The 22840-nt window shown below is 73.2% G+C and carries 22 protein-coding genes; 8 read left to right on the top strand and 14 right to left on the bottom strand.

All coding sequences use genetic code 11. The features are described 5' to 3' along the window. Positions 1–46: 46 nt before the first annotated feature. The 7 genes from VK611_06285 to VK611_06255 form a co-directional block, all read right to left on the bottom strand. The gene (locus VK611_06285; GenBank protein HMG40918.1) at positions 47–1243 is read right to left on the bottom strand and encodes a DUF6596 domain-containing protein; all 1197 of its coding nucleotides are present in this window, start codon (positions 1241–1243) and stop codon (positions 47–49) included. A gap of 11 nt (positions 1244–1254) precedes the next feature. After that, a complete protein-coding gene (locus VK611_06280; GenBank protein ID HMG40917.1) occupies positions 1255–1614 on the bottom strand; it encodes a YciI family protein in 360 nt (119 codons plus the stop codon). A gap of 192 nt (positions 1615–1806) precedes the next feature. Next, entirely contained in the window at positions 1807–2289 is a 483-nt protein-coding gene (locus VK611_06275; GenBank protein HMG40916.1) for an SRPBCC family protein, read from the bottom strand. Continuing rightward, a complete protein-coding gene (locus VK611_06270; GenBank protein HMG40915.1) occupies positions 2286–2609 on the bottom strand; it encodes a metalloregulator ArsR/SmtB family transcription factor in 324 nt (107 codons plus the stop codon). The genes VK611_06275 and VK611_06270 overlap by 4 nt, the downstream gene beginning before the upstream one ends. A gap of 49 nt (positions 2610–2658) precedes the next feature. After that, positions 2659–3267, bottom strand: a complete 609-nt coding sequence (locus VK611_06265; GenBank protein ID HMG40914.1) for a helix-turn-helix domain-containing protein — start codon at positions 3265–3267, stop codon at positions 2659–2661. A gap of 4 nt (positions 3268–3271) precedes the next feature. Then, positions 3272–4228, bottom strand: coding sequence for a phytanoyl-CoA dioxygenase family protein (locus VK611_06260; protein HMG40913.1), 957 nt, complete (start codon positions 4226–4228; stop codon positions 3272–3274). Positions 4229–4294: 66 nt separating this feature from the next. Continuing rightward, positions 4295–5398, bottom strand: a complete 1104-nt coding sequence (locus VK611_06255; GenBank protein HMG40912.1) for a hypothetical protein — start codon at positions 5396–5398, stop codon at positions 4295–4297. A 166-nt stretch (positions 5399–5564) separates the two neighbouring features. Between VK611_06255 and VK611_06250 the strand changes: the two genes are divergently transcribed. Beyond that, positions 5565–7502: a nitrate- and nitrite sensing domain-containing protein gene (locus VK611_06250; GenBank protein ID HMG40911.1), complete on the top strand. Its 1938-nt coding sequence runs from the start codon at positions 5565–5567 to the stop codon at positions 7500–7502. 3 nt (positions 7503–7505) lie between these two features. On the opposite strand, the gene VK611_06245 is transcribed toward VK611_06250, so the two are convergent. Next, a complete protein-coding gene (locus VK611_06245) occupies positions 7506–8255 on the bottom strand; it encodes a Clp protease N-terminal domain-containing protein (GenBank protein HMG40910.1) in 750 nt (249 codons plus the stop codon). A 125-nt stretch (positions 8256–8380) separates the two neighbouring features. Between VK611_06245 and VK611_06240 the strand changes: the two genes are divergently transcribed. From VK611_06240 to VK611_06225, 4 genes are read left to right on the top strand one after another with little or no spacing between them, the layout of a single operon-like run. Continuing rightward, complete coding sequence (locus VK611_06240; protein ID HMG40909.1) at positions 8381–9322, top strand: ABC transporter ATP-binding protein; 942 nt, start codon at positions 8381–8383, stop codon at positions 9320–9322. Further along, on the top strand, positions 9319–10092 hold the full coding sequence (locus VK611_06235) for a hypothetical protein (GenBank protein HMG40908.1): 774 nt from the start codon (positions 9319–9321) through the stop codon (positions 10090–10092). Before VK611_06240 ends, VK611_06235 begins: the two co-directional genes overlap by 4 nt. Positions 10093–10116: 24 nt before the next feature. Further along, positions 10117–11271 (top strand): sensor histidine kinase, encoded by a 1155-nt coding sequence (locus tag VK611_06230; protein ID HMG40907.1) that lies wholly within the window; start codon positions 10117–10119, stop codon positions 11269–11271. After that, complete coding sequence (locus tag VK611_06225) at positions 11268–11936, top strand: response regulator transcription factor (protein ID HMG40906.1); 669 nt, start codon at positions 11268–11270, stop codon at positions 11934–11936. Before VK611_06230 ends, VK611_06225 begins: the two co-directional genes overlap by 4 nt. Here the strand turns inward: VK611_06225 and VK611_06220 are convergent. After that, on the bottom strand, positions 11933–12688 hold the full coding sequence (locus tag VK611_06220) for a MerR family transcriptional regulator (GenBank protein ID HMG40905.1): 756 nt from the start codon (positions 12686–12688) through the stop codon (positions 11933–11935). The genes VK611_06225 and VK611_06220 overlap by 4 nt on opposite strands. A 79-nt stretch (positions 12689–12767) precedes the next feature. On the opposite strand from VK611_06220, the gene VK611_06215 reads away from it, so the two are divergent. Next, the gene (locus tag VK611_06215) at positions 12768–13103 is read left to right on the top strand and encodes a YnfA family protein (protein ID HMG40904.1); all 336 of its coding nucleotides are present in this window, start codon (positions 12768–12770) and stop codon (positions 13101–13103) included. Here the strand turns inward: VK611_06215 and VK611_06210 are convergent. Beyond that, entirely contained in the window at positions 13078–13623 is a 546-nt protein-coding gene (locus tag VK611_06210; GenBank protein HMG40903.1) for an NUDIX hydrolase, read from the bottom strand. The two genes, VK611_06215 and VK611_06210, sit on opposite strands and share 26 nt — an antisense overlap. Next, positions 13620–14231: a hypothetical protein gene (locus VK611_06205; protein ID HMG40902.1), complete on the bottom strand. Its 612-nt coding sequence runs from the start codon at positions 14229–14231 to the stop codon at positions 13620–13622. Before VK611_06205 ends, VK611_06210 begins: the two co-directional genes overlap by 4 nt. Before the next feature lie 34 nt (positions 14232–14265). Between VK611_06205 and VK611_06200 the strand changes: the two genes are divergently transcribed. Beyond that, a complete protein-coding gene (locus tag VK611_06200; GenBank protein ID HMG40901.1) occupies positions 14266–15066 on the top strand; it encodes a hypothetical protein in 801 nt (266 codons plus the stop codon). Between the two features lie 114 nt (positions 15067–15180). Here the strand turns inward: VK611_06200 and VK611_06195 are convergent, their stop codons facing one another. Then, on the bottom strand, positions 15181–16089 hold the full coding sequence (locus VK611_06195) for a hydroxymethylglutaryl-CoA lyase (GenBank protein ID HMG40900.1): 909 nt from the start codon (positions 16087–16089) through the stop codon (positions 15181–15183). Continuing rightward, positions 16086–17639 (bottom strand): acyl-CoA carboxylase subunit beta, encoded by a 1554-nt coding sequence (locus tag VK611_06190; protein HMG40899.1) that lies wholly within the window; start codon positions 17637–17639, stop codon positions 16086–16088. Before VK611_06190 ends, VK611_06195 begins: the two co-directional genes overlap by 4 nt. Before the next feature lie 135 nt (positions 17640–17774). Between VK611_06190 and VK611_06185 the strand changes: the two genes are divergently transcribed. Next, positions 17775–21677: a choice-of-anchor D domain-containing protein gene (locus VK611_06185; GenBank protein ID HMG40898.1), complete on the top strand. Its 3903-nt coding sequence runs from the start codon at positions 17775–17777 to the stop codon at positions 21675–21677. A gap of 21 nt (positions 21678–21698) precedes the next feature. On the opposite strand, the gene VK611_06180 is transcribed toward VK611_06185, so the two are convergent. After that, on the bottom strand, positions 21699–22772 hold the full coding sequence (locus VK611_06180; protein ID HMG40897.1) for a PP2C family protein-serine/threonine phosphatase: 1074 nt from the start codon (positions 22770–22772) through the stop codon (positions 21699–21701). Positions 22773–22840: the final 68 nt, after the last annotated feature.

The following is a 22840-nucleotide window of genomic DNA, read 5'->3' as shown; positions in this document are numbered from 1 at the left end:
CGTGGCTCGGAGAGCTTACGACGAGGTTGCCGGTACGCCGGTCCGATCAAGGAGCAAGTCGTTCGGCGCGGCCTTCGAGGAAGGTGCGCTCGGCCGGGCTGGGCGCCAGGTCGGCGGCGGTCTGGTAGGCCCGGACGGCGTCGGCCGGGCGGGCGAGGCGCCGGAGGAGGTCGGCGCGTGTGGCGTGGAAGAGGTAGTAGGTGTCGAGGTCGAGCCGGTCGACGAGAGCGAGGGCGGGGGCCGGGCCATGGACCTCGCCGTAGGCGATGGCGCGGTTGAGGGCCACGACCGGTGTCGGGGACAAGCGGAGCAGGTGGTCGTAGAGGGCGAGGATCTGGGGCCAGTCCGTTGCTTCGATCGAGGCCGCCTGGCTGTGGACATCACCGATCGCGGCCTGGAGCTGGTAGGGCCCCGGCCGGTCTCGGCGGGCGCAGGCCCGGACCAGGGCGTGGCCCTCGTCGACGAGGGCGTGGTCCCAGAGGATGCGGTCCTGGTCCCTGAGCACCACAAGTGAACCGTCGTGGTCGACCCGGGCGGGTTGCCGTGCCTCGGTGAGCACCAGGAGGGCAAGCAGCCCGGCGACCTCGGGCTCGTCGGGCATCAGCGCGGCGACGGTGCGCGTCAGCCGGATGGCCTCGCCGCGCAGGTCGGCCCCGGGAGCGCCCGGGGCACCGGCGTTGTAGACGAGGTAGAGGACGGCGAGGACGGGCGGGAGGCGATCGACCAGTTCGGGGTCGGTCGGCACCCGGTAGGGGATCCGGGCCGCTTTGATCTTGTGCTTCGCTCGGACCAGGCGCTTGGCCATGGTGGCTTCCGGGACCAGGAAGGCTGCAGCGACCTCCCGGGTGCTGAGGCCCCCGAGCAGTCGCAAGGTGAGCGCGATCCGGGCCTCGGTCGACAGTGCGGGATGGCAGCACGTGAAGATGAGGCGGAGCCGATCGTCGATCACGGGACCTGTCGCCTCGGGCTCGTCCTCGGACCGGCCGAGCGCCGCCTGCTCCTGAAGTTCCCGGCCGCGGTCGTCGCGGCGCAGCCGGTCGATGGCCCGGTGGCGGGCGGTGGTGGTGATCCACCCGCCCGGGTTCGGCGGTAGGCCCTCAGCCGGCCACCTTTGCAGGGCGACGGCGAACGCCTCCTGGACGGCGTCCTCGGCCAGGTCGATGTCACCGAAGGCCCGTACCAGCGTGGCCACCGACCGCCCGGCCTCTTCACGGAAGATCCGACCGACCCTGGCCTCGTCCACGTCCGGCTCGGTCAGGACCCGGTGTCCAGGAAGGGACGCACCTCGATCGGCGCGCCGATGCACACGGTCACCTTCGAGCCCCAGCCGAGCGCGGCGTCGAGATCGGGGGCCTCGATGATGTAGAAGCCCGCGATGTGCTCCTTGGACTCGACGAAGGGGCCGTCGGTGGTCACGACTTCGTCGCCGGCCCGCCGCAGGACTGTGGCGGTGTCGGGGTCGTGGAGGCGCCCCGAGAAGAACCAGGCACCGGTCGCCTTCATCTCCTCCTCCACCTCGCCGAGCTTCTGCCAGCCGGCCTGCGCCTCGGCCTCGGTCACCGGCTCGCGGGAGGCACCCTCCACGGTGTGGGTCGCCAACATGTACTTCGCCATCGCTGATCTCCTCGTCGGGCGGTGGGCGTGTCCCGCCGCTCTCCCTCACTACGAAGGGCCTCGGCCCAGATGGACATCCCTACCCGGAGAACCCACGGATCCAAGGTCGCGCCCGGCGAGCGAGACCCCCGAGGGCCGAAGCGGACGGCCCGGGCCATGAAGGGCGCCACCAGCCGGACGAGCTGGCGCCCCTCAGGTGGCTGTGTCGAGCAGGGTGGCGTAGCGCGAGAGGTAGAGCGGCCAGCCGGCATCTCCGTCGACGCCGTCGCGGACGCCCTCCCAGCCTTGGCCGTGTCGCTCGAGGTGGCGGTGCACGAGCTCGACGCGGGTGCGTTCGGGCGTTTCGGTGGAGAAGCGGACCTCGACCTCGCTGGCCTGGTCGGGATCGGTCTGGAGCTGCCAGTACGGGCTGATGTCCCAGCTGAACACGACCCGGTGCGGGGGGTCGTAGGCGAGGATGCGGGCCCAACGGCACTCGGAGCCGTCCTCGGCGACGTCGTAGATGTTTCCGCCGACGTGGGGGTCGAAGGTCGTCCGGGCGATCGGGGAACCGAGGAGGTTGTGCTCGGGTGGCTTGAAGTCCCCGAAGCGCTCGACGAAGGTCGAGAACGCATGGTCGATCGGCGCGTCGACGACGATCTCGTGGCGGACGATGGTGTCGTCGGCAAGGCTCATGGGGTCTCCTCTGCTGGTTGTTCGGTGATGTCCTGGTACGCGTTGAGTGCCCGGTTCCAGAAGGTGTCGAGCTGGTCGCGGAGCGCGAGGAGACCTGCGGCGTTGAGGTGGTAGACCCGTCGGGTGCCGATCGGTTCCTCGTCGACGAGACCGGCGTCCTTGAGCACCTTGAGGTGCTGGGACACGGCGGGGCGGCTGACGGGGAGCTCGGCGGCGAGCTCGCCGACCGCTTGGGGTCGTTCGGCCAGGAGCAGGACGATCGCCCGTCTGGTCCGGTCACCGAGGGCCCCTAGGCCGTCCTCATCTTGGTAAGTCTCCACGAACCGTTAGTAGAGACTGACCGATGGGCGGCTGTCAAGTGGTCGCCGGTCACGACCCGGGGTGGAGGTCGGTGGCCAGGCGGGTGAGGTAGTGGCGGTACATGTCGACCAGGGACTGGGTGCGGTCGAGGAGCCAGACGAGCGAGGCGCCCTCCATGAAGGCGACCAGCTCGGTCGCCACCCGGGCGGGGTCGACGTCGGGGCGGACGACGCCCTCCCGTCGGCCCCGGGCGAGCGACTGGGCGACGGCGTCGCGGATCAGGCGGTTGCGGTCGAGGAAGAACCGCCGCACCTCGCCCTCCGCCTCGAGGTGCTCCGACTGGAGGACCGTGTAGAGCGCAGCGATCCCGGGCTCCGACTCCGACAGCTCGGCGTAGCGGACGATTCCCCGGATGGCGTCGAGCGCCGGCAGCGGGGCCAGCTCGGCGGCGATCGCCGAGGCCCGCTGATCGCGGTCGGCGATGACGGCGAGCAGCAGCGCCTCCTTCGACTTGAAGTGCCGCAGCACTCCCGCCGGCGTCAACCCGACCCGCTCGCCGATCAGCGCCAGCGACCCGCCCCGGTAGCCCTGGCGGGCGAACACCTCGGCCGCGGCCCGCAGGATCGCCTCCCGCCGGACGACCCCCCGCCGCTGCACCTGGCCCTTGATCCCGGCCACGCCGTCAACCCGCCCCCGACGGCCTCGGCGCCTCGGTCCCGCCCGGCGCCTCGGTCCCGCCCGGAGCCTCGGTCTCGCCCGACGACTCGGGCGACTCGGTGGTCGGGGTGACGCCCGACCGGACGTGGGCCGTCGACGGCCAGGGCTCGGACGGGCGGGGTGGGAGGTCACCCGCAGGGCGGGGCCAGGCGATCGGGGTGACACCGCTGGCGATGAGGCCGCCGGGCGGGATGCCGGGCCGGTCGACCGCCGGGTGCCGCTGCCGGCCCGACGAGCGGTGGCAGCCGTCGGCCAGGTAGATCACCGTGTGCACCGCCCGCGGCCGGTCGGTCGCGTTGGGCCGGGCCAGGTGGGCGGTCAGGCCGTGGTGGAAGGCCACCGAGCCCTTCGGCACCTCGACGAACACCGGCTCCCGCCCCTGCAGCGACGGCTCCGCGAGCAGGTCGTCGGGCTCCCCGGTGAAGATGTCCACGAACCGCCGGAGCCCGATCCGGTGCGACCCCGGCACGTACCCCATCGCCCCCGACCGCAGGGTCGACCCCTCGAACGGGATCCACGCCGTCGCCGTGAGCGGTTCCTCGATCGGCCAGTAGGGCTGGTCCTGGTGGGCGTCGGTCTCCCGGCCGTGCGGCTCCTTGTAGAGGGCCTGGTCGTGCCACAGCCGCACCCCCTCGGCGCCCAGCAGCTCGGCCGCCACCTGGGCGAGCCGGGGGTGGAACGTGAGGGGCCGGACCGTCGGCCAGTCCTCCCACAGGTTCTGGCACTGCACGAACGACTGCTCGTAGCGGGACTTCTCCTCCAGCGCCCGCCCGTCGCCCGCCTTGCGCGCCGCCACCGCCCGGGTGACCTCGACGGCGTAGCGGTCGAGCTCGTCGTGGGACAGCAGGTCGGGCACCACCACGTAGCCGTCACGGCGGAACGCCTCGACCAGTGTCGCCGGCACGATCGTCGTCGACGCCATCGCCACCCCCGTGAACGCTCAAATGTGTAAACGAGGATTTACATTAATCCCAACCCGCGTCACCCCTCAAGGGCCCGCCCGGCCGGAATCGGGGTCGACCATCAGGGGTGCCGAGTCGACGGCCTCGAAGTCGGCGCCGGTGAGCGAGCCGAGGGTCTGGAGGGCGTCGTTGTCCCAGCGGTCGTCGGGCACGCCACCGAGGTACCAGGCCGACCCGTTGTCGGCGACGATCACGCCGTGGTCCCGCATCGCCTCGGCGACCACCCGGGCTTGCGGAGCCAGCCCCGACAGGTCGACGTCGGCCCGCAGGCGCAACCGCAGGCCCATCGGCGGGAGCGCCGGGTCGGTGCTGTCGGACGCGGCGTGGCGGGCCGGCCAGACGTAGGCGTCCTGGCTGGAGGGCACGGTCACCCGGATGGCGTGGTCGATCCGGCCCGCCGCCACCTCGTCGTAGCGGACCAGGCCGGGGGCGATCGGCAGCCCGGCGGCGTCGGCCGACGTCCAGCCCGCGGGCCGCAGGTCGTGCGAGCGCAGGTCGTAGACGGCGCCCGACCCCGCCCGCCACGAGCCGTCGGCGTTCGGGTGGGCGGCGTACAGCTCGTAGAGGCGACACCGGCCCGGGTCGACCACCAGCACGTGCCGGTCGCCGTCGGCGTCGGGGCCGCCCTCCACCGGGGCGTCGGGCGGGATGGCGTAGGGGCCCGGGTCGCTCTCGTCGGCGTACTCGAACGACACCGGCACCTCGGCCTGCCCCGCTGCCGCCTCGGTGACGGGGATGCCGATCGGCCCGCCCTCCCAGAGGCCCGCCCCGAAGTCGGCCTTCACGCCGCTGCCGGCACCGATGCTGGCCACGTAGTCGCCGCTGCGAGGGTGCACCGGCAGTCCGTCGACCCGGGCGTGCCAGTGGCTGTCGGCGGGGACGTCGCGGCAGTCGGCCGGCGGCGGCGCTGCCGTGGTCAAGGGTGTCGCGGTGGTCGGCGGCAGCGTCGTCGTGGTGGCGGCGAGGGTGGTCGCGGTGGACGTCGTCACCGTGGTCGCGGGCACCCGCAGCGCCGCCACCGACCGCGCCGCGCCCGACCCACCGTCGTCGAGCACCGAACACGCCGCTACCGACACCAGCACGACGACCACGACGCTGCCGATCGCGACCCGGCCCCTCCCCTCGATCACCGCCGCAGTCTTCCAAACCGTGGCGCCCACGCGGGTCCCCGGACGCTCCCCGTAGCCGTCTCCTCACCCTCGGTTCGTCATCGCGAACGACCCATCGAAGGCCGCTAAAGTCCCAGATCAGCGCGCCTTTTGAATGCAGTGGGGCATTTTGAGGCTGGGGGTCACCGTGCGCCGCATACCTATCCGTTTCAAACTCCTCGGTGCCCTCGCGGCACCGCTCCTGTGCCTGCTCGGCGTCATCCTCGTGGAGGTCGTGAGCACCTCCGGGCGGGCCGCCGAGATCCGGGAGGAGACCGACATGGCCACGGCCGCGGTCGGTCCGGCCGGGCTCATGACCGGGCTCCAGGACGAGCGCACCTGGGCCGTCGTCGAGCTGATCGGGCAGCAGGCCACGGTCACCATGCCGGTCACCGGCTACGAGGAGACCCGGGCGAACACCGACGGGGCCATCGCCGAGTTCCAGCGGGAGGTGGCCAGCAAGGGCGGCGCCGTGGCCGACGCCTACGGACCCGCGCTCGAGCAGCTCGGGAAGCTCGTCGCCCTCCGCCAGGAGATCGACGCCAACGACGAGCCCCGCACCCTCGACGGCAACAACCTGTTCGCGGACCAGGTGTTCGAGCGCTACGCCGCGCTCATCACGCCGTTCCACGACGGCAACAGCCGCCTGGCCCTCGCCATCGACGACCCGACCCTCCGCAAGGGCGTCGAGCTGATCGACCTCGCCTCGCGGCAGGTCGAGACGATCGCCCTCGTGATCCGGGGGACCATCCAGGGCGAGCTGAACCGGGGCGTCGACCGTCACGACATCCGCCTGATCTCCGGGTACGCCGCCGAGGCCCGCCGCAACGAGACGGCCATCGCGGAGGCCACGGATCCCTACCGCCGCATCGCCGCCAACGGGGTGCCGGAGAGCTTCGGCGTGGAGGTCCAGGAGGTGGTCGACGCCGCGGTCGCCGGGAACGTCGACATCACCCACGTGCTCGACGTGGCCAACATCCCCGTCGAGGACTCCTACAACGGCCTGCGCGACGAGTTCTCCGCGCAGCTCCTCACCGAGGCCGACGACATCAAGTCGACCGCCGAACGGCGCGTCAACCTCTTCCGCATCCTGGCCGCCGTCGCGGTGGTCGCGGCCGCGATCGCCACCTACGTGGTGTCCCGGTCGATCACGGGACCGCTGCGGGCGCTCACCCGGCAGGCCACCGACATGGCCAACCACCGGCTCCCCGAGGCGGTCGTCGGGATCCTGGACACACCGCTGGGCGACGACGTGAGCGTGCCGGCGGTGGAGTCCGTCCAGGTGGAGACCAAGGACGAGGTCGCGGACGTGGCCAGCGCGCTCAACACCGTGCAGGACTCGGCGCTCAGCCTGGCCGTGGAGCAGGCCGTGCTGCGCCGCAACATCTCCGACTCGTTCGTCAACCTGGGCCGGCGCAACCAGCACCTGCTGTCCCGGCAGCTCAACTTCATCACCGAGCTCGAGGCCAACGAGACCGACCCCGAGATCCTGTCGAACCTCTTCCGCCTGGACCACCTCGCCACCCGCATGCGCCGCAACGCCGAGTCGCTGCTGCTACTGGCGGGCGTGGATCCGCCCCGGACGTGGTCGGGGCCGGTGCGGGTCAACGACGTCATCCGCGCCGCGCTGGGCGAGGTCGAGGACTACCAGCGGGTGGTCGACCGCGGCGTCGAACCCGCCATGATCCTGGGCGTCGCGGCCGCCGACCTGGCCCACCTGCTGGCCGAGCTGATCGACAACGCCCTGATCTACTCACCGCCCGACCAGGCCGTCGAGGTGCGCGGCGGGCGCCGCTCCGACGTCGAGGGCGGCGGCTACACCCTCGCCGTGATCGACGCCGGCCTGGGCATGCGGACCGAGGAGATCGACCGGGCCAACCGCCGCCTCGCCGGCGCCGAGTCGTTCACGATCGCCCCGTCGAAGTACCTCGGCCACTACGTCGCCGGCCACCTCGCCGCCCGCCACGGCATCGGCGTCACCCTCTACGCCTCCCAGGGCGGCGGCATCACGGCGGTCGTCCACCTCCCGCTCACCCTCCTGGTGGAGGGCGCCCCCGCCCTCCCGGTGGCCGGCTACAGCCGCTGAGCGTCACTCGCCTGAGTGGACCGGGTCGGAGTCGTCGGCCTCGGCTGCGGCCAGCTCCTCGACGACAGCGGTGCGGGCGTCGCCGAGCTTGACGCCGTGGTCGCGGAGGATGGCGGCCGCCCCGTCGTCGACGCGGATCAGGCCCAGCAGCACGTGCTCGGTCCCGATGTGGTTGTGGCCGAGGCTGATGCTCTCCCGCAGGGCCAGCTCGAGGGCCTTCTTGGCGTGGGGGCTGAACGGGATGTGCCGACGGCTGGTCGCGGGCTCGTTGCGCCCGAGCCGCTCGGCCACGTCGGCGAACACACCGTCGCGGGTGAGCCCCCACCGGGCCAGCACCTTGGCGCCGACGCTGTCGGGCTGACCGAGGATCCCCACCAGCACGTGCTCGGTACCGATGGAGACGTGCCCCAGCTGGCGGGCCGCCTCCACGCCGTCGACCACGGCGGCGCGCGACCGCGGGGTGAAGCGCTGGAACAGGCCCGGCCGCTTGCCGAGCACGCCCCGCAGCAGCTCGCGGGGCAGCCGCCAGCGACCGTGCCGCTGCTGGGCGGCCTGCTTGGTGACGCCCAGCACCTCGCCCACCTGCGCCCACGAGCAACCGGTCTCGCGGGCGGCGATGACGAAGTGGTCGAGCAGCTGGTCGGCCTGATCGGTCAGCTCGCGGTGGCGGGTGACGGCGGCGGTCAATCGGTCGAGCGGCTCGTCGCTGGTGGCGCCCCGCTCGACCTCGGCGATGAGGTTCCTGACGTCCATGCGTCAATCATGGATTGACGAACAGCTCGACGTCAATTCGAAGTTGACGCGTACTGCAGCGGTGGTAGCCCGACGGTCCCGTTGGGCGATGCGGCCGGCGGCCGGGTGTCCGTACCGTCGGTTCCATGATCGACGTGCAGGGCCTGACGAAGCGCTACGGGAGGACGCCGGCGGTCGACGACCTCTCCTTCACCGTGCGACCGGGTCGGGTGACCGGCTTCCTGGGGCCCAACGGTTCCGGCAAGTCGACCACCATGCGGGTGATCCTCGGGCTCGACCGCCCGTCGTCCGGGACGGCGACGGTGAACGGCCGCCCCTACCGGTCGCTGCGGGCACCGTTGCGCGAGGTGGGCGCGCTCCTGGACGCGACGGCGCTGCACGGCGGGCGCCGCGCTGCTGACCATCTGCTGGCCCTGGCGCACTCGAACCGCCTCCCGGAGCGGCGGGTCGGCGAGGTCCTCGACCTCGTCGGCCTGTCCGACGTGGCCCAGCGGCGGGCCGGGGCGTTCTCGTTGGGGATGCGCCAGCGGCTCGGGATCGGCGCCGCGCTGCTCGGCGACCCGTCGGTGCTGCTGTTCGACGAGCCGGTGAACGGCCTCGACACCGAGGGCATCCGCTGGATCCGCGACCTGTTGCGGCGCCTGGCCGCCGAGGGTCGCACGGTCTTCCTGTCGAGCCACCTGATGAGCGAGATGGAGCTGACCGCCGACCACCTGGTGGTCATCGGCCGGGGCCGCCTGATCGCCGACACCACCGTGACGGAGTTCATCGACACCCACACCCGGCCGGTCACGGTGGTCCGCTCGCCCCGGGGCGCCGACCTGCTGGCGGGGCTGGAGGCCGCCGGCGCGGTGGTGGCACCCGACCCCGGCGGCGGCTGGCGCGTCACCGGGATGTCCGCCGCCACGATCGGCGACCTCGCCCACCACCACGCCGTCCCCCTCCACGCACTGCACCCCCTCCGCTCCACCCTGGAGGAGGTCTACACCCGCCTGACCACCACCAGCGTCGAGTACCGGGCCCTCCCACCGACCGACGCCGCGCCGACCGAGGCGGTCGCCCGATGAGCGGCGACCTGGGCGACGCCCGGGCCGGGTTCGGGGAGGCCGTGCGGTCGGAGTGGACCAAGTTCCGCACGGTGCGGTCGACCGTGGGGGTCACCGTGGCGCTGGGCGCCGCGCTGCCGTTGCTGGCGGCGGTGGTGGCCGCCACCGGGAGCCTGCAGCCCGACGACACCATCCTCGGGGCGAGCCTGCTGGGCGGCGCGGTCCTCGCCCAGCTGACCGCCGCCGCGCTGGGTGCCCTGGTGGTGACCGGCGAGTTCCGCACCGGCATGATCCGCACCACCCTCACCGCCTGCCCCCGCCCCCTCGTCGTGCTGGCGGCCAAGGCCACGGTGGTCGCCGGCGTCGTGGCCGCGGTCACGGCACCCTCCGCGGTGGCCGCGTTCGGGATCGGCCGGGTGCTGCTCGACGGCGACGGCTACGCCACCGGCGACCCGTTCCCAGCGTTGGCCGGCGTCGTGCTGGCGATCACCGCCATCGGCGTGCTCGGCGTCGGGGTCGGCAGCATGGTGCGCCACTCCGCGGGCGCGATCGCCGCCGTGGTCGGCGTGGTGCTCGTGCCCGGGCTCGTCGCGCCGCTGCTGGGCGACGTCGAGCGCTGGGTGGGCGGCGCCTCCCTCAACGGGGTCCTGCAGAAGATGACCCAGAGCAGCGACGCCACACCCGAGGCGGTCGGGAGCCTCGGCGCCTGGCTCTCGCTGGCGGTCGTCGCCGCCTACACGCTCGTGACCGTGGGCGGCGCCGTGTGGCTGCTGCGTTCCCGGGACTCCTGAGCCGGCTCGCGTACCGTGGCGACCGTGACCTGGTTCGATCGGGTGCGTCGAGCACCGCCGGCCGTGCTCGACGCGGCCGTGCTCGTCGCCGTCGGCCTCCCGACGGCGATGGATGCCTGGTGGAACGAGGCGGGCACCCGCCAGGCCGACGCCCTCACCTACGCCCTGACCGTCGTGTCGATCGGGGCGCTGTGGTTCCGGCGGCGCCGGCCCTTCGCCACCGCCCTCGTGTGCGGCGCGGCGCTGACCGGCTGGTACCTGCTCGGCCACCACGGCGAGCTGCTCAACCTTCCCACCATGGTCGCCCTCTACGCCGTCGCCGTGTCCCACGACCGCCGGACCACGCTGGTCACCGGGGCGGTGGCGTCGGCGTGGTCGGGGCTGCTCGGGTTCACCAGCAGCGACCCGATCGGCGCCCGCGGCGGGTCGCCGGTGATGGAGATGCTGTGGCCGCTCGTGCCGCTCGCCCTGGGCGAGGCGACCCGGAATCGCCGTGAGCTGCTCGCCTGGGCGCACGCCGAGCGCGAGCGGGAGGCCGGGCGCCGGGTCGACGCCGAGCGGGCCCGCATCGCCCACGAGTTCCACGACCTCGTCGCCCACACCATGGCGGCGGTCAACGTGCAGATGGGGCTGGCGGTCGCGGCGTTCGACACCAACCCCGACACGGCCCGCGCCGCCCTCGCCCAGGCCCGGGCGTCGAGCAAGGAGGCGCTGCAGGAGCTGCGCGCCACCGTGGCCCTCATGCGCGACGGCGCCGGCGACGGCATCGGTCCGGCGCCCCGGCTGGCGGGCCTCGACGGGTTGGCGCACACCGCCCGGGCCGCCGGGATCGCCGTCACCGTCGACGAGGACCCAGTTGCCGCGGCCGTCGAGCTACCGGCGGCGACCGAGCTGGCGGCCTACCGCATCGTCCAGGAGGCGCTCACCAACGTGGTCCGCCACAGCAACGCCCGCACGGTCGCCGTGTCGCTGCGGCGGCGCGGCAACTGCCTGGTGGTCGACGTGACCGACGACGGCACCACCCCGGCGCCGCCGACCGGGAACGGCTACGGCCTGCTCGGCATGACCGAACGAGCCGGCGCTGCCGGTGGCCACCTCTCGCACGGCCCCGTCCCCGGCGGTGGCTTCGCCGTCCACGCCGTCCTCCCCGCCACGACCGACACGGCTGCCTCGGCATGACCATCCGCGTGCTGCTCGCCGACGACCAGACCGTCGTGCGCGTCGGGTTCCGGGCCATGCTCGAGCTCACCGACGACATCGTCGTGGTCGGCGAGGCCGCCAACGGCCGCGACGCCATCGACCTCGCCCGCGCCGCCCGGCCCGACGTCGTGCTCATGGACGTCCGCATGCCGGTGCTCGACGGGCTCGCCGCCACCCGTGCCATCGCCGCCGACCCCACGCTCGACGACGTGCGGGTCGTGGTGCTCACCACCTTCGAGATCGACGACTACGTGTTCGGGGCGCTCGAAGCCGGCGCCAGCGGCTTCCTGCTCAAGGACCTCGACGCCGACGAGCTCCACGCCGCGGTCCGCACCGTCGCCGCCGGCCACAGCCTGCTGGCGCCCACCGTCACCCGCCGGGTGGTCGACGAGTTCACCCGCCGCTCACCCCGGCCCGTCGCCCCCGAGCGCCTCGACGTGCTCACCGACCGGGAACGGGAGGTCACCCGACTGGTCGCCCACGGCTTCACCAACGACGCCATCGCCCGCCACCTGGTCATGAGCCCCCACACGGCGAAGACCCACGTCAACCGGGCGATGACCAAGCTCCACGCCCGCGACCGCGCCCAACTCGTCGTCGTCGCCTACCAGACCGGCCTCGCCGGTGTGGGTGACGCCCCCTAGCCGAAGAGCGCGGACACGACGTCGGCGGCGTCGGCCGGGGCGTGGACCTCCAGGGCGGTGCCCCGGGCGTCGATCACCAGGGCGAAACCGAAGAACCGGCAGCAGACCTGCTCGGCGGCGGCGAGGCGGGCGACCTCCGCCACGTCGACGTCGGCGCCGAGCTCGAGGCGGAGGCCGGCATCGTCGAGCGGCCGGCGGGCGACGACACCCTCCAGCAGCGACTGCCACTCCCCCAGGCGCCCCGCCATGTCGGCAGCGCCGAGCGTGCAGGCGATCGGCTCCCCGCCACCCGCGTCGGCCTTGGCGACCAGCGGCACCGGCGCCCCGACCGAGTCGGCGCCGCCGGCCGAGACGCAGCCGCAGTGGTCGTCGCAGGGGCCCTCGGGGCGGTGTGTCGACAGCACCGCGGCGGCCCGCTGGAGGTCGGCCGTGAAGGTGGTGAGCTCGGCGATCTGGGCGTGGGCCTCGGCGACCTTGGCGTCGACGGCCGCCCGCAGGCGCTCCTGCACCGGCCCGCAGCGCCCGCCGTCCCAGGCCTCCGTCAGCTCGGCGACCTCGTCGAGGCTGCAACCGAGCTGCTTGGCCCGGCCGATGAAGCGGAGCCGGTCCAGCGAGGTGTCGTCGTAGAGCCGGTAGCCCGCCGCGGTGCGACCGGACGGCGTGAGCAGGCCGATGTCCTCGTAGTAGCGCAGCGTGGCCGGCGTGAAGCCCGAGCGCTGCGCCACCTCGGCGATCCGGTACGTGGTGGCCATGACGGCAGGGTAAGCCTTCGAGTCGACTTGAAGGTCAAGCCCCACGCCGCACCACCCGGCGTGGGTAGCGTCGGCCGCCATGTCGGTGCTGCGCTCCCTCCTGCTGTTCGCCCTCGCCGCCGTCGCCGAGATCGGCGGCGCCTGGCTCGTCTGGCAGGGCGTCCGCGAGCACCGCGGCGTCGCCTGGATCGGCGCCGGCATCGCCGCGCTGGCCGCCTACGGGTTCGTCGCGACCCTCCAGGACGACCCCAACTTCGGCCGGATCCTGGCGGCCTACGGCGGGATCTTTGTCGCCGGCTCCCTGGCCTGGGGCGTCGCGGCCGACGGCTTCCGCCCCGACCGCTACGACCTCGCCGGCGCCGCCCTCTGCCTCCTCGGCGTGGCGGTGATCATGTACGCCCCGCGTCCCACGTGAGCCAGCGGTCGACGGCGTCACGCATGTGATCCGAGAACGCCAGCGGGGCATCGGCCAGCTCGGCGGGTGTGAACCAACGGACGGCGGCGATCTCGTCCTCGGCGACTACCGCGGCGACGACGTCCCCATCGACGCCATCGGGGCCGTCGGGGCCGTCGGGGTCGGGCACGGCGTGGAAGTAGATGTTGAGGGTGGCGTACGTGGTGTCGTCGCCGTAGCGGTCGATCCACATCCCCAGCAGGCCCGTCAGCCGGATCGCCAGGCCCGTCTCCTCCCGGACCTCCCGCAGGGTGGTCGCCTCCGGGTGCTCGGCGCCGTCGCAGAAGCCGCCCGGCACGTCCCAGTGGCCGGCCCACGGTGCGTGCGCCCGCTGGACCAAGAGCAACCGCCCGCGGTGGGTCACGAAGGCGCCGCCGCACGGCTTGGCGTTGTCCCAGAACTCGGCCCCGCAGGACGCGCACGCGCAGGGCGGCGGCTTCCCCAGCGGTGCGCCGCAGTCGGCGCAGAACTCCAGGATCACGGGTGGACCACCGGTTCGTAGCCGTGCCGCAGCACGTCGACGGTGCAGGCCGGTGTCATCACCACGGCCTCGCCCACGGTCGGCCGGTCGTGCGGCGGGCCGTAGCCGGCGGGCGACCACGGCACGACCCGGTCGCGGAGCACCAGTGACGGGGAGCCGTCCACCAGGGCGAACGCACCGGCGGGGACGTCGGCCCAGGCGAGGAGGTGGTGGCGCTGGGAACGGGTCGCGTCGACGCGGTCGTCGTGCATCCGGCGGTCCATCGGGTCGACCCGCTGGCGCTCCCCGAACGCCGCTGCCCAGGCATCGCACCAGCGGTCGAAGTCGGGCCGACGGCACAGCGCGCAGGGGCGATGGCCCGCCGCCAGCGCCACCGCCTCGTCCCAGAAGAACAGCGGCGTCCAGCGGTTCGGCTCCCATTTGGGCGCCACCCAGCCCTTGTGCTCCAGCCGGCAGGTGATCCAGCGGCGCACCTGCCACGGCCGGGCGATCTCCCCGACCCGCCGGTGGATGCACCCCCGGTTGCCCATGAACATCCCCCGCTGGTCGAGCGCCACGATCTCCCCGCCCGGCGTCACCCGGTTCTGCGCAGGCCCGGGCGACGACATCCCCCCATGCTGCCAGCGCTAGCGTCTCGCCACCATGGGCGACGAGGCGGACGGGACACAGGACGGCACGGGCGACGACACGGTGGCGGCCGAGCCGCCGCCGGCAGGGCGGAAGGTCGGGTTGTGGGTGGCGCTGGCGGCGATCGTGGCCGTGGTCGCCGCGGCGAGCGTGTTCGTCGTCACCAGGTCGGGCGACGACGACCCGGCGGACGACACCGCCGCCGGCGAGGACGCCGGGGAGGAGCCGGCGGCGACCACCACGACGTCCACCTCCACCTCCACCTCGACGACCACCACCACCGCTCCCGAGCCCGCCTGGCAGGACGTCGACGGCGGCGCCCAGGGGTTCACGATCCGCCTCCCGGGCACCTGGCGCTACGCCGTGCTCGACGGCGACGCCACCGGCGTCGGGGCGCAGCTGCAGCCCGACAGCCCCGACGGCGCCACGTTCGCCGACAACGTCGCCGCCGAGATCGCCTCCACCGGTCCCCGTCTGCTCGCCCTCGACGGCGAGGCTCCCGACTCCGGCCCGGCGCAGCCGGCGTTCGTCGCGATCGAGCGGAACCCCGGCGACATGGGGCTCGACCAGGTGGTCAGTACGTTCGTCGACGCCTACGCCGGCGTGGGCGTCACCAACCCCGCCCAGGGCCGGCTGACCGGTCCGTCCGGCGACATCGCCTGGGTCGAGAACACCGCATCGGGAGCGTTCAGCCGCGTCGACTACCTGCTCGTCCATGGCGGCCAGGTGTGGAAGCTGACCTACCTCACCTTCCGCCAGCTCGACCTCGAGCGCGAGGTCGCCGACGAGATCGCCACATCGCTCACCCTGCTGTAGAGGCCCGCGAACAGGGCGTTCGTGCAGCCCACACGTGGGCATTCGGCGGCCGACGACCTGCTCGGCAGCGGGGCCTCCCGGCAGCACAGCACCTCGCTCCGGGGCGAGGCGGACCTATCCGCGGCCCTTCTCAGGCGCCGTAGGCGCCGTCGACGGGCCGGCGGCGGTGAGGCGGGAGGGCATGGGGTGGCCGAGGGTGTCGGCGAGGCCGCGGGAGACGTCGAGCAGCTGCGCCAGGTCGATGCCGGTGGCGAGGCCGAGGCTGTCGCACAGGTTGACCAGGTCCTCGGTGGCGAGGTTGCCGCCCGCCCCCTTGGCGAACGGGGAGCCGCCGATGCCGCCCACCGCGGTGTCGAAGCGGCGGACGCCGGCCTGGAGCCCCGCATAGGCGTTGACCAGCGCGGTGCCGCGGGTGTCGTGGAGGTGCAGGCCGACGTCGACGCCCACCACGGCCAGCAGCTCCTCCACGCCCCGGGGGCCGCCCATGCCGGTGGTGTCGGCGAACGTGAGGCTGGTGGAACCGGCGTCGGTGGCCCGGCCGGCGATGGCCGCCACCTCGGCGACCGGGATGTCACCCTCGTACGGCGACCCGAAGGCGCAGGAGATCACGGTGTCGAGCGGCAGCGCGGCGCCCACCACCCGGCGCACCGCGGCCACCTGGCCCAACGACTCCTCCACCGACATCCGCACGTTGCGCTGGCTGTAGACGGCCGAGGCCGACACCGTGAGCGACAGCCCGTCGACCCCCGCGGCCACGGCCAGCTCGGCCCCCTTGGCGTTGGGGACCAGCGCCAGGTACCGGACCCCCTCCACCCGCTCCACCGCGGCCAGCACCTCGCCCGCGCCCTCCATCTGCGGGACCGCCCTGGGCGACACGAACGCCACCGCCTCGACCGTCGTCACCCCCGCCGCCACCAACCGGTCGACCAACCCCGCCCGCACCGTCACCGGCTGCACCGCCTCGGGTTGGAGCCCGTCACGCGGCCCCACCTCCCGAATCGTCACCCGCTCGGACGCGCTCATACCGGCGGCACCCCGTGGCGGCGGTCCGAGAACTCGCGCCGCTTGCCCGTGGCCAGGGCGAGGCGGCGGATGCACTCGTCGCGGAGCTGGGGGAAGTCGACGACGGCGTCGATCACGAGCTCGGAGGCCAGGCGGTACAGGTCGACGTCGGCCTCGTACTCCCGGCGCTGCGCCTCGACGAAGGCCTCGCGCTCGTCGGGATCCTCGATGGCGGCGATCTTGTTGGCGAACACCGCGTTGACCGCGGCGTCGGGCCCCATCACCGCGATGCGGGCCGTCGGGAGGGCGATCGTCGCCTCGGGCTCGAACGCCGGCCCCGACATGGCGTACAGCCCGGCCCCGTAGGCCTTCCGCACGATCACCGACAGCTTCGGCACCGTCGCCTCGCTCACCGCCGTGACCATCTTCGCCCCGTGGCGGATGATCCCGTGCCGCTCGACCTCGGTGCCGATCATGAAGCCCGGCACGTCGGCCAGGAACAGCAGCGGGACGTTGAAGGCGTCGCACAGCCAGACGAACCGGGCCGCCTTGTCGGCCGAGTCGACGAACAGCACCCCGCCCTTGTTCTGCGGGTTGTTGGCGACCACGCCCACCGGCTGCCCGTCGAGGAGCGCCAGGCCGGTGATCAGCTCCGGGGCGAACAGCGGCATGCGCTCGAAGAACGACTCGGCGTCGACCAGCCCGTCGATCACCTCGTGCATGTCGTAGGCGAGCTGCTCCTCGGCGGGCACGACCGCCGCGGTCAGCGCCGCGGCCGGTGGTCGGGCCTCGTAGCGCGGCGGGACCTCCCGCCACGTCTGCGGGAAGTAGCTGAACCAGGCGCGGGCCTGGTCGAGGGCGTCGGCGTCGTCGACCGCCAGGTTGTCGCCGCAGCCCGACAAGGTGGCGTGCATCCGGGCACCGCCCATCTCCTCGAACGTGGCCTTCTCGCCGATCACCATCTCGGCCATCCGCGGCGACCCCAGGTACATGGAGGCGTTGCCCTCCACCATGAACACCACGTCGCAGAACGACGGGATGTAGGCGCCGCCCGCCGCCGACGGCCCGAACAGGCAGCAGACCTGGGGCACCCGCCCCGACAGCCGCACCTGGTTGTAGAAGATCCGACCGGCGCCCCGACGGCCCGGGAACAGCTCGACCTGGTCGGTGATCCGGGCACCCGCCGAGTCGACCAGCCAGAACACCGGCAGCTCGTGGTGCAGCGCGTACTCCGTGAGCCGCACGATCTTCTCGACCGTACGGGCCCCCCAGGACCCCGCCTTCACCGTGGGGTCGTTGGCCATCACGCACACCGGCCGGCCGTCGACCCGCCCCACCCCGGTGACGACCCCGTCGGCCGGCAGGTCGTCGGCCGTGTTGTTGGCCAGCAGGGCGTCCTCGGCGAACGACCCCTCGTCGAGCAGCAGCGCCAGCCGGTCGCGCACGAACAGCTTGTTCTGCTTCGCCAGCTTGTCGCCCACCTTGGCGAGGTTGCCGGCGAGCGCGCGCTCCACCCGCTGGGTCAGCTCGCTGGACCCCTCGGGCAACTCGTCGGGACCGAACACCGTCATGCCACCGAGGCTACTTAACCGGTGTGACAGTGAAGCCGAAGGCCTTCACCGGGTTGCTCGACACGGCCGGCCCGGTCCGCGCTAGTAAATGGACGGCAAACAGCCGGCGAGGCGCAGGCGAAGGCAGGACAGGGCATGGGCGGACGGGCAGGCAAGGGTCGTCGCGGGATCGCGGGCGCGCTCGTCGCCGCCCTGGCCGCCGGGCTCACCGGCTGCCTCGTCACGCCGGCCGGCATCGCGGTGACCCCCAACCCGTTCGACTTCGGCCAGGTCACCGTCGGGCAGTCGGTGAACAAGAACCTCACCATCAAGAACACCAACACCAGCGGGTCGATCACACTCGAGTCGATGGGCATGGCCGGCACCGGCGCCGCCATGTACACCGACAGCTTCGACGACGCCTCGTCGCGGGTGCTCGGGGCCGGCCAGACCACGATCGTCGCCATCACCTACTCCCCCACTGCCACCGGCACCCACGACGCCACCCTGCGCATCAACCACAACGCCAGTGGCGCGTTCAGCGTGCCGATCGCGGGCACGGCCGTGGCGGCGCCCCTCGGGGTCCACCCCCTGCAGGCCACGCCCGGCTCCGTCGCCTTCCCCACGACTACCTTGGGGCAGACCGCCAACCACGACGTCGTGCTGACGAACACCGGCACCTCCGGCACGGTCACGGTGAGCTCCACCAGCGTCACCGGCACGGCGGCGGCGATGTTCTCCGACAGCTTCGCCGACCAGCCCGTGGTGCTCGACCCGGGCGAGACCGTCACCCTCACCGCCCGCTTCACACCCACGGCCGCCGGCGCTCGGGCCGCCCAGCTGGTCGTCAGCCACACCGGCACCAACTCGCCCGTGAAGGTGTCGCTCAGCGGCACCGGGCAGACCACCGCCCCGCCCGTGGTGTTGCACCGGGTCAACGCCGGCGGGCCCGCCGTCGTCGGCCAAGCGGGCACCCCGGCATGGGCGGCCGACACCGCCGCCGCCCCGTCGGCCCTCGTCAACGCGGCGGCCACCGGCAACAAGGTGGCGACCAGCACGGCCACCGTCAACATGACCCACCCGTCGGTGCCGGCCGGCACCCCGATGGCACTGCTGCAGAACGAGCGCTACGACGATCCCCCGTCACCCAACCTCGCCTGGGCGTTCCCGGTCACCGCGGGGCTGCCGGTCACGGTGCGCCTGTACCTGGCCGACACCTACCCGTCCACCCAGTCGGTCGGCGCCCGCCTCTACGACGTCGTCGTGGAGGGCAGCGTCGCCCTGCGCGACGTCGACGTCTTCGCCCTCGCCGGCGCCAACAAGGCGATCGTCCTCTCGGTGCCCGCCATGTCCGACGGAACGGTGAACGTCTCGTTCAGCCACGGCGTGCAGAACCCCGCCATCGGCGCGATCGAGGTCGTGACCGCCTCCAACGACGCGCCCCCCACGCTGGCCGCCTCCGGGGGCACCAACTTCGCGTCGGCCACCGTCCGCCAGACCTCCACCCAGAACGTGGTGCTCACCAACGTCGGCACCCTCGGTCCCTTGACGATCACCTCGACGACGATCGGTGGCACCAACGCCAAGATGTTCACCGACCGGTTCGCCGACGGGCAGCCGGTCGTGCTCGCCCCCGGCGGGTCGACCAGCGTGCCGGTCGCGTTCCTCGCCAGCAGCACCGGCACCAAGTCCGCCAACCTCACCGTCAACCACACCGGCACCAACGCACCGCTGGTCGTGCCCCTCGGCGGCACCGCCGGCCCGCCGCCGTCGACGATCCACCCGTCGTTCGGGAAGTCGCAGCTCGCAGGTGTCGCCGGCCTCGGGTTGGCCGCGCCGACGTCGCTGCAGTTCGGCCCCGACGGCCGCCTCTACGTCGCCCAGATGAACGGCACCATCCGGGTGCTCACCGTCGCCCGCACCGGCGAGGACGCGTACGCGGTGACCGCCGCCGAGACCATCGGCCTCGTCGGTGCCCTGCCCAACCGCAACGACGACGGCGTGCCCAACCCCGCGGTCACCGGCCGTCTCGTCACCGGGCTGCTGGTCACCGGGACGGCGGCCAACCCGGTGGTCTACGTCAACTCGTCGGACCCGCGCATCGGTGCCGGCTCCGACGGCGGCCCCGCCGGCAACGACCTGAACCTCGACACCAACTCCGGCATCGTGTCGCGCCTGCAGCGCAGCGGCAGCACCTGGACCAGGACCGACCTGGTCCGCGGCCTGCCCCGCTCCGAGGAGAACCACACCGGCAACGGCCTGTCCCTCGACCCGGCCACCAACGACCTGCTCCTCGCCTACGGCGGCAACACCAACAAGGGCGGGCCGTCGCACAACTTCGCCTTCCTGCCCGAGTACGCCCTGTCGGGCGCGATCCTGCGCATCGACCTCGACGCCATCGGCAGCACCACCTACAACCTGCCCACGCTCGACGACGAGGACCGCCCCGGCACCACCGACGCCAACGACCCGTTCGGCGGGAACGACGGCCAGAACATGGCCCGGCTGGTGCCCGGCGGCCCGGTGCAGGTCTACGCGCCCGGCTTCCGCAACCCCTACGACCTGGTGCGCACCACCTCGGGAGCCCTCTACACCATCGACAACGGCGGCAACGCCGGCTGGGGCGGGGTCCCCCAGCCCGACGGCCCCGGCGGCACGTGCACCAACGCCACCGTCGAGTCGAGCGACACCGACAGCGACACCCTCATGCGCATCACCGGCCCCGGCTTCTACGGCGGCCACCCCAACCCCACCCGGGCCAACCCGGGCAACACCTTCAACCCGGCGAACCCACAGTCACCGGTGTCGGCCGCCAACCCGGTCGAGTGCGACTACCGCAACGAGGTCGAGCGGGGCGCCCTGGCCAGCTTCGGCTTCTCGACCAACGGGCTCGACGAGTACACCGCCCCCAACTTCGCCGGCGCCCTCCAGGGCGACCTGTTCGCCGCCTCCCATGACAAGGGCATCTACCGCATCCAACTCGACGCGGCCGGCACTGCGGTCACCCACAGCTCGGCGATGTTCTCGTCGGCGGCGGAGCTGCCGCTCGACCTCACCGCCTCGGGCGTGGACGATCCGTTCCCCGGGACGATCTGGGTCGCCGACATGGTCGGCGACGCCATCGTCGTGTTCGAGCCCGCCGACTTCGTCTGCTCCGGCGCCGACGACCCCGGCGTCGACGAGGACGGCGACCTGTTCGACAACGCCGACGAGATCGACAACGGCACCAACCCGTGCTCGGCCGCCGACGTCCCGCCCGACGCCGACGGCGACCACACCTCCGACCGCAACGACCCCGACGACGACAACGACGGGGCGGCCGACACCTCCGACCGCTTCGCCCGCGACCCCGCCAACGGCCGGACCACGTCGCTGCCGGTCAGCTACACCTGGGACAACGACGCCCCGCCCGCGGGCGGGATCCTCGGCCTCGGCTTCACCGGGCTCATGACCAACGGGGCCGCCGACTACGCCAGCCTGTTCGACCCCTCGAAGATGACCGCGGGCGGCGCCGCGGGGGTCCTCACCGTCGACGAGGTGGCCGACGGGGACGCCGTGGGCGCGCCCAACAGCCAGGAGTACGGCTTCCAGTTCGGCATCGACGTGACGGCGTCGTCGGAGCCGTTCACGGTGCGGACGCGGCTGCCGGCGCCGTTCGCCGGGACGTCCGCGTTCGGCGGCCAGTCCTACGGGGTGACCTTCGGGACCGGTACCCAGAGCGACTACGTGAAGCTGGTGGTCGCCGCCAACGGTGGAGCCGGCGGGTTCACCCTGGTGCGGGAGGTGGCGGATGCCGCATCCACGGTGACCGCACCGGGCCCGCTGTGGCCGGCGTCGGGGCCCACGGTCGACCTCTTCCTGCGGGTCGACCCGGCCGCGCTGACCGTGCAGGCCAGCTACTCGCTCGACGGCGCCGCACCGGTGGCCGTCGGCCCCCCGCAGGCGATCCCGGCGTCGTGGCTCTCCGGTGCCGCCGGCCCGGCGGTCGGCATCATCTCCACTTCGACCGGGCCCGCACCCACCTTCCCCGCCACCTGGGACTTCATCGAGGTCCGCTAGCCGGCCGGCCGGCGGGACGGGTCAGGTGCGGCGGATCGCGAGGATGGCGACGTCGTCCGACATCGGGTCGGACGCGAAGTCGCGTGCCGCCTCCAGCAGGCTCTTGCACAGCACCGCCGGCGTCGCCCCCGGGTCGCGCCGCAGGGTGTTGGCGATGCGCTCCTCGCCGAAGATCTGCTCGCCGTTGCGCACCTCGGCCAGCCCGTCGGTGTAGAGCAGCAGCAGGTCGCCCAGCGCCAGCGGGATCTCCCGGCTGTGGAAGCGGGAGTGGGGGTCGAGCATCAGCAGCGGACCGGTGGCCCGCAGCGGCTTGACGCCCTTGTCGTGCCACAGCCACGCCGCCGGGTGGCCCGCCGAGGAGAACCGCAGCGTGCCGGCGTCGGTGTCGAACACCACGACCACCAGCGAGATGAACTCCTCGCCGCGCTCGAGCGCCGACATCTGGGTGTTCAGCTCCTCCAGCGCCTGCGCCGGATCGCGGTACTGGCGCAGGAAGACCCGCAGCAGGTACTTCGCCTGGAACGCCGTGATCGACGGCTCGATGCCGCGGCCGGTCACGTCGCCGATCACCGCGGCGATGCGGTGCGTGTCGAGCTGGAACACGTCGTAGAAGTCGCCGGCCATCATGCCGGTGCCGGCCTGGTAGACCCGGCCGAGCTCGAACCCGGCGAAGTCGGGCAGGTCCTCGGGCGCCAGGCGGGCGGCCCAGCGCCTCGGCGCCAGCTCCTCCTGGGTGAGCACCTCCTCGGCCCGGCGCTCGATCGACGCCCGGTCCTCGGCGAGGTGGGTGTCCTTCACCATCTCACGGCTGTAGCCGAGCGACGCCGCGACGGGGATGAGCACCAGGGCGAACACCGGAGCCGCCGACGTGCCCCAGATCGCCACGGCGCTGGCACCGACCGCCACCGCGCCGTACAGAGTGGCGTTGTGGAGGTCCTTGCGGAACGACGAGCGGAACAGGACAACTGTGTCGGCGTCGGACCCGTGCTCACCCTCCACGCGGCGCCACACCGAGCGGACACGGAGGGCCGACCGCCCCCACACCACAGAGGCGAGGAAGCACGCGACGGCCACGAGGGTCAGGACCAAACTCATGCGCAGGCGAGATGTTACTGGCGCGGACCGGGCCGCGGGGAGTGCCCCACCCCAAGTCGTAACGTAAG

Source organism: Acidimicrobiales bacterium (genome assembly GCA_035316325.1).
Taxonomy (GTDB): domain Bacteria; phylum Actinomycetota; class Acidimicrobiia; order Acidimicrobiales; family VFJN01; genus DASXTK01.
This window is presented reverse-complemented; position numbering and strand designations above follow the sequence as displayed.

Excerpts from the sequence above, each read along its gene's own strand:
- VK611_06280 (HMG40917.1), bottom strand. The coding sequence starts at position 1,614 with ATGGCGAAGTACATGTTGGCGACCCACACCGTGGAGGGTGCCTCCCGC.
- VK611_06275 (HMG40916.1), bottom strand. The coding sequence starts at position 2,289 with ATGAGCCTTGCCGACGACACCATCGTCCGCCACGAGATCGTCGTCGAC.
- VK611_06260 (HMG40913.1), bottom strand. The coding sequence starts at position 4,228 with ATGGCGTCGACGACGATCGTGCCGGCGACACTGGTCGAGGCGTTCCGC.
- VK611_06245 (HMG40910.1), bottom strand. The coding sequence starts at position 8,255 with ATGGACGTCAGGAACCTCATCGCCGAGGTCGAGCGGGGCGCCACCAGC.
- VK611_06240 (HMG40909.1), top strand. The coding sequence starts at position 8,381 with ATGATCGACGTGCAGGGCCTGACGAAGCGCTACGGGAGGACGCCGGCG.
- VK611_06235 (HMG40908.1), top strand. The coding sequence starts at position 9,319 with ATGAGCGGCGACCTGGGCGACGCCCGGGCCGGGTTCGGGGAGGCCGTG.
- VK611_06225 (HMG40906.1), top strand. The coding sequence starts at position 11,268 with ATGACCATCCGCGTGCTGCTCGCCGACGACCAGACCGTCGTGCGCGTC.
- VK611_06220 (HMG40905.1), bottom strand. The coding sequence starts at position 12,688 with ATGGCCACCACGTACCGGATCGCCGAGGTGGCGCAGCGCTCGGGCTTC.
- VK611_06215 (HMG40904.1), top strand. The coding sequence starts at position 12,768 with ATGTCGGTGCTGCGCTCCCTCCTGCTGTTCGCCCTCGCCGCCGTCGCC.
- VK611_06205 (HMG40902.1), bottom strand. The coding sequence starts at position 14,231 with ATGTCGTCGCCCGGGCCTGCGCAGAACCGGGTGACGCCGGGCGGGGAG.
- VK611_06200 (HMG40901.1), top strand. The coding sequence starts at position 14,266 with ATGGGCGACGAGGCGGACGGGACACAGGACGGCACGGGCGACGACACG.
- VK611_06195 (HMG40900.1), bottom strand. The coding sequence starts at position 16,089 with ATGAGCGCGTCCGAGCGGGTGACGATTCGGGAGGTGGGGCCGCGTGAC.
- VK611_06190 (HMG40899.1), bottom strand. The coding sequence starts at position 17,639 with ATGACGGTGTTCGGTCCCGACGAGTTGCCCGAGGGGTCCAGCGAGCTG.
- VK611_06185 (HMG40898.1), top strand. The coding sequence starts at position 17,775 with ATGGGCGGACGGGCAGGCAAGGGTCGTCGCGGGATCGCGGGCGCGCTC.
- VK611_06180 (HMG40897.1), bottom strand. The coding sequence starts at position 22,772 with ATGAGTTTGGTCCTGACCCTCGTGGCCGTCGCGTGCTTCCTCGCCTCT.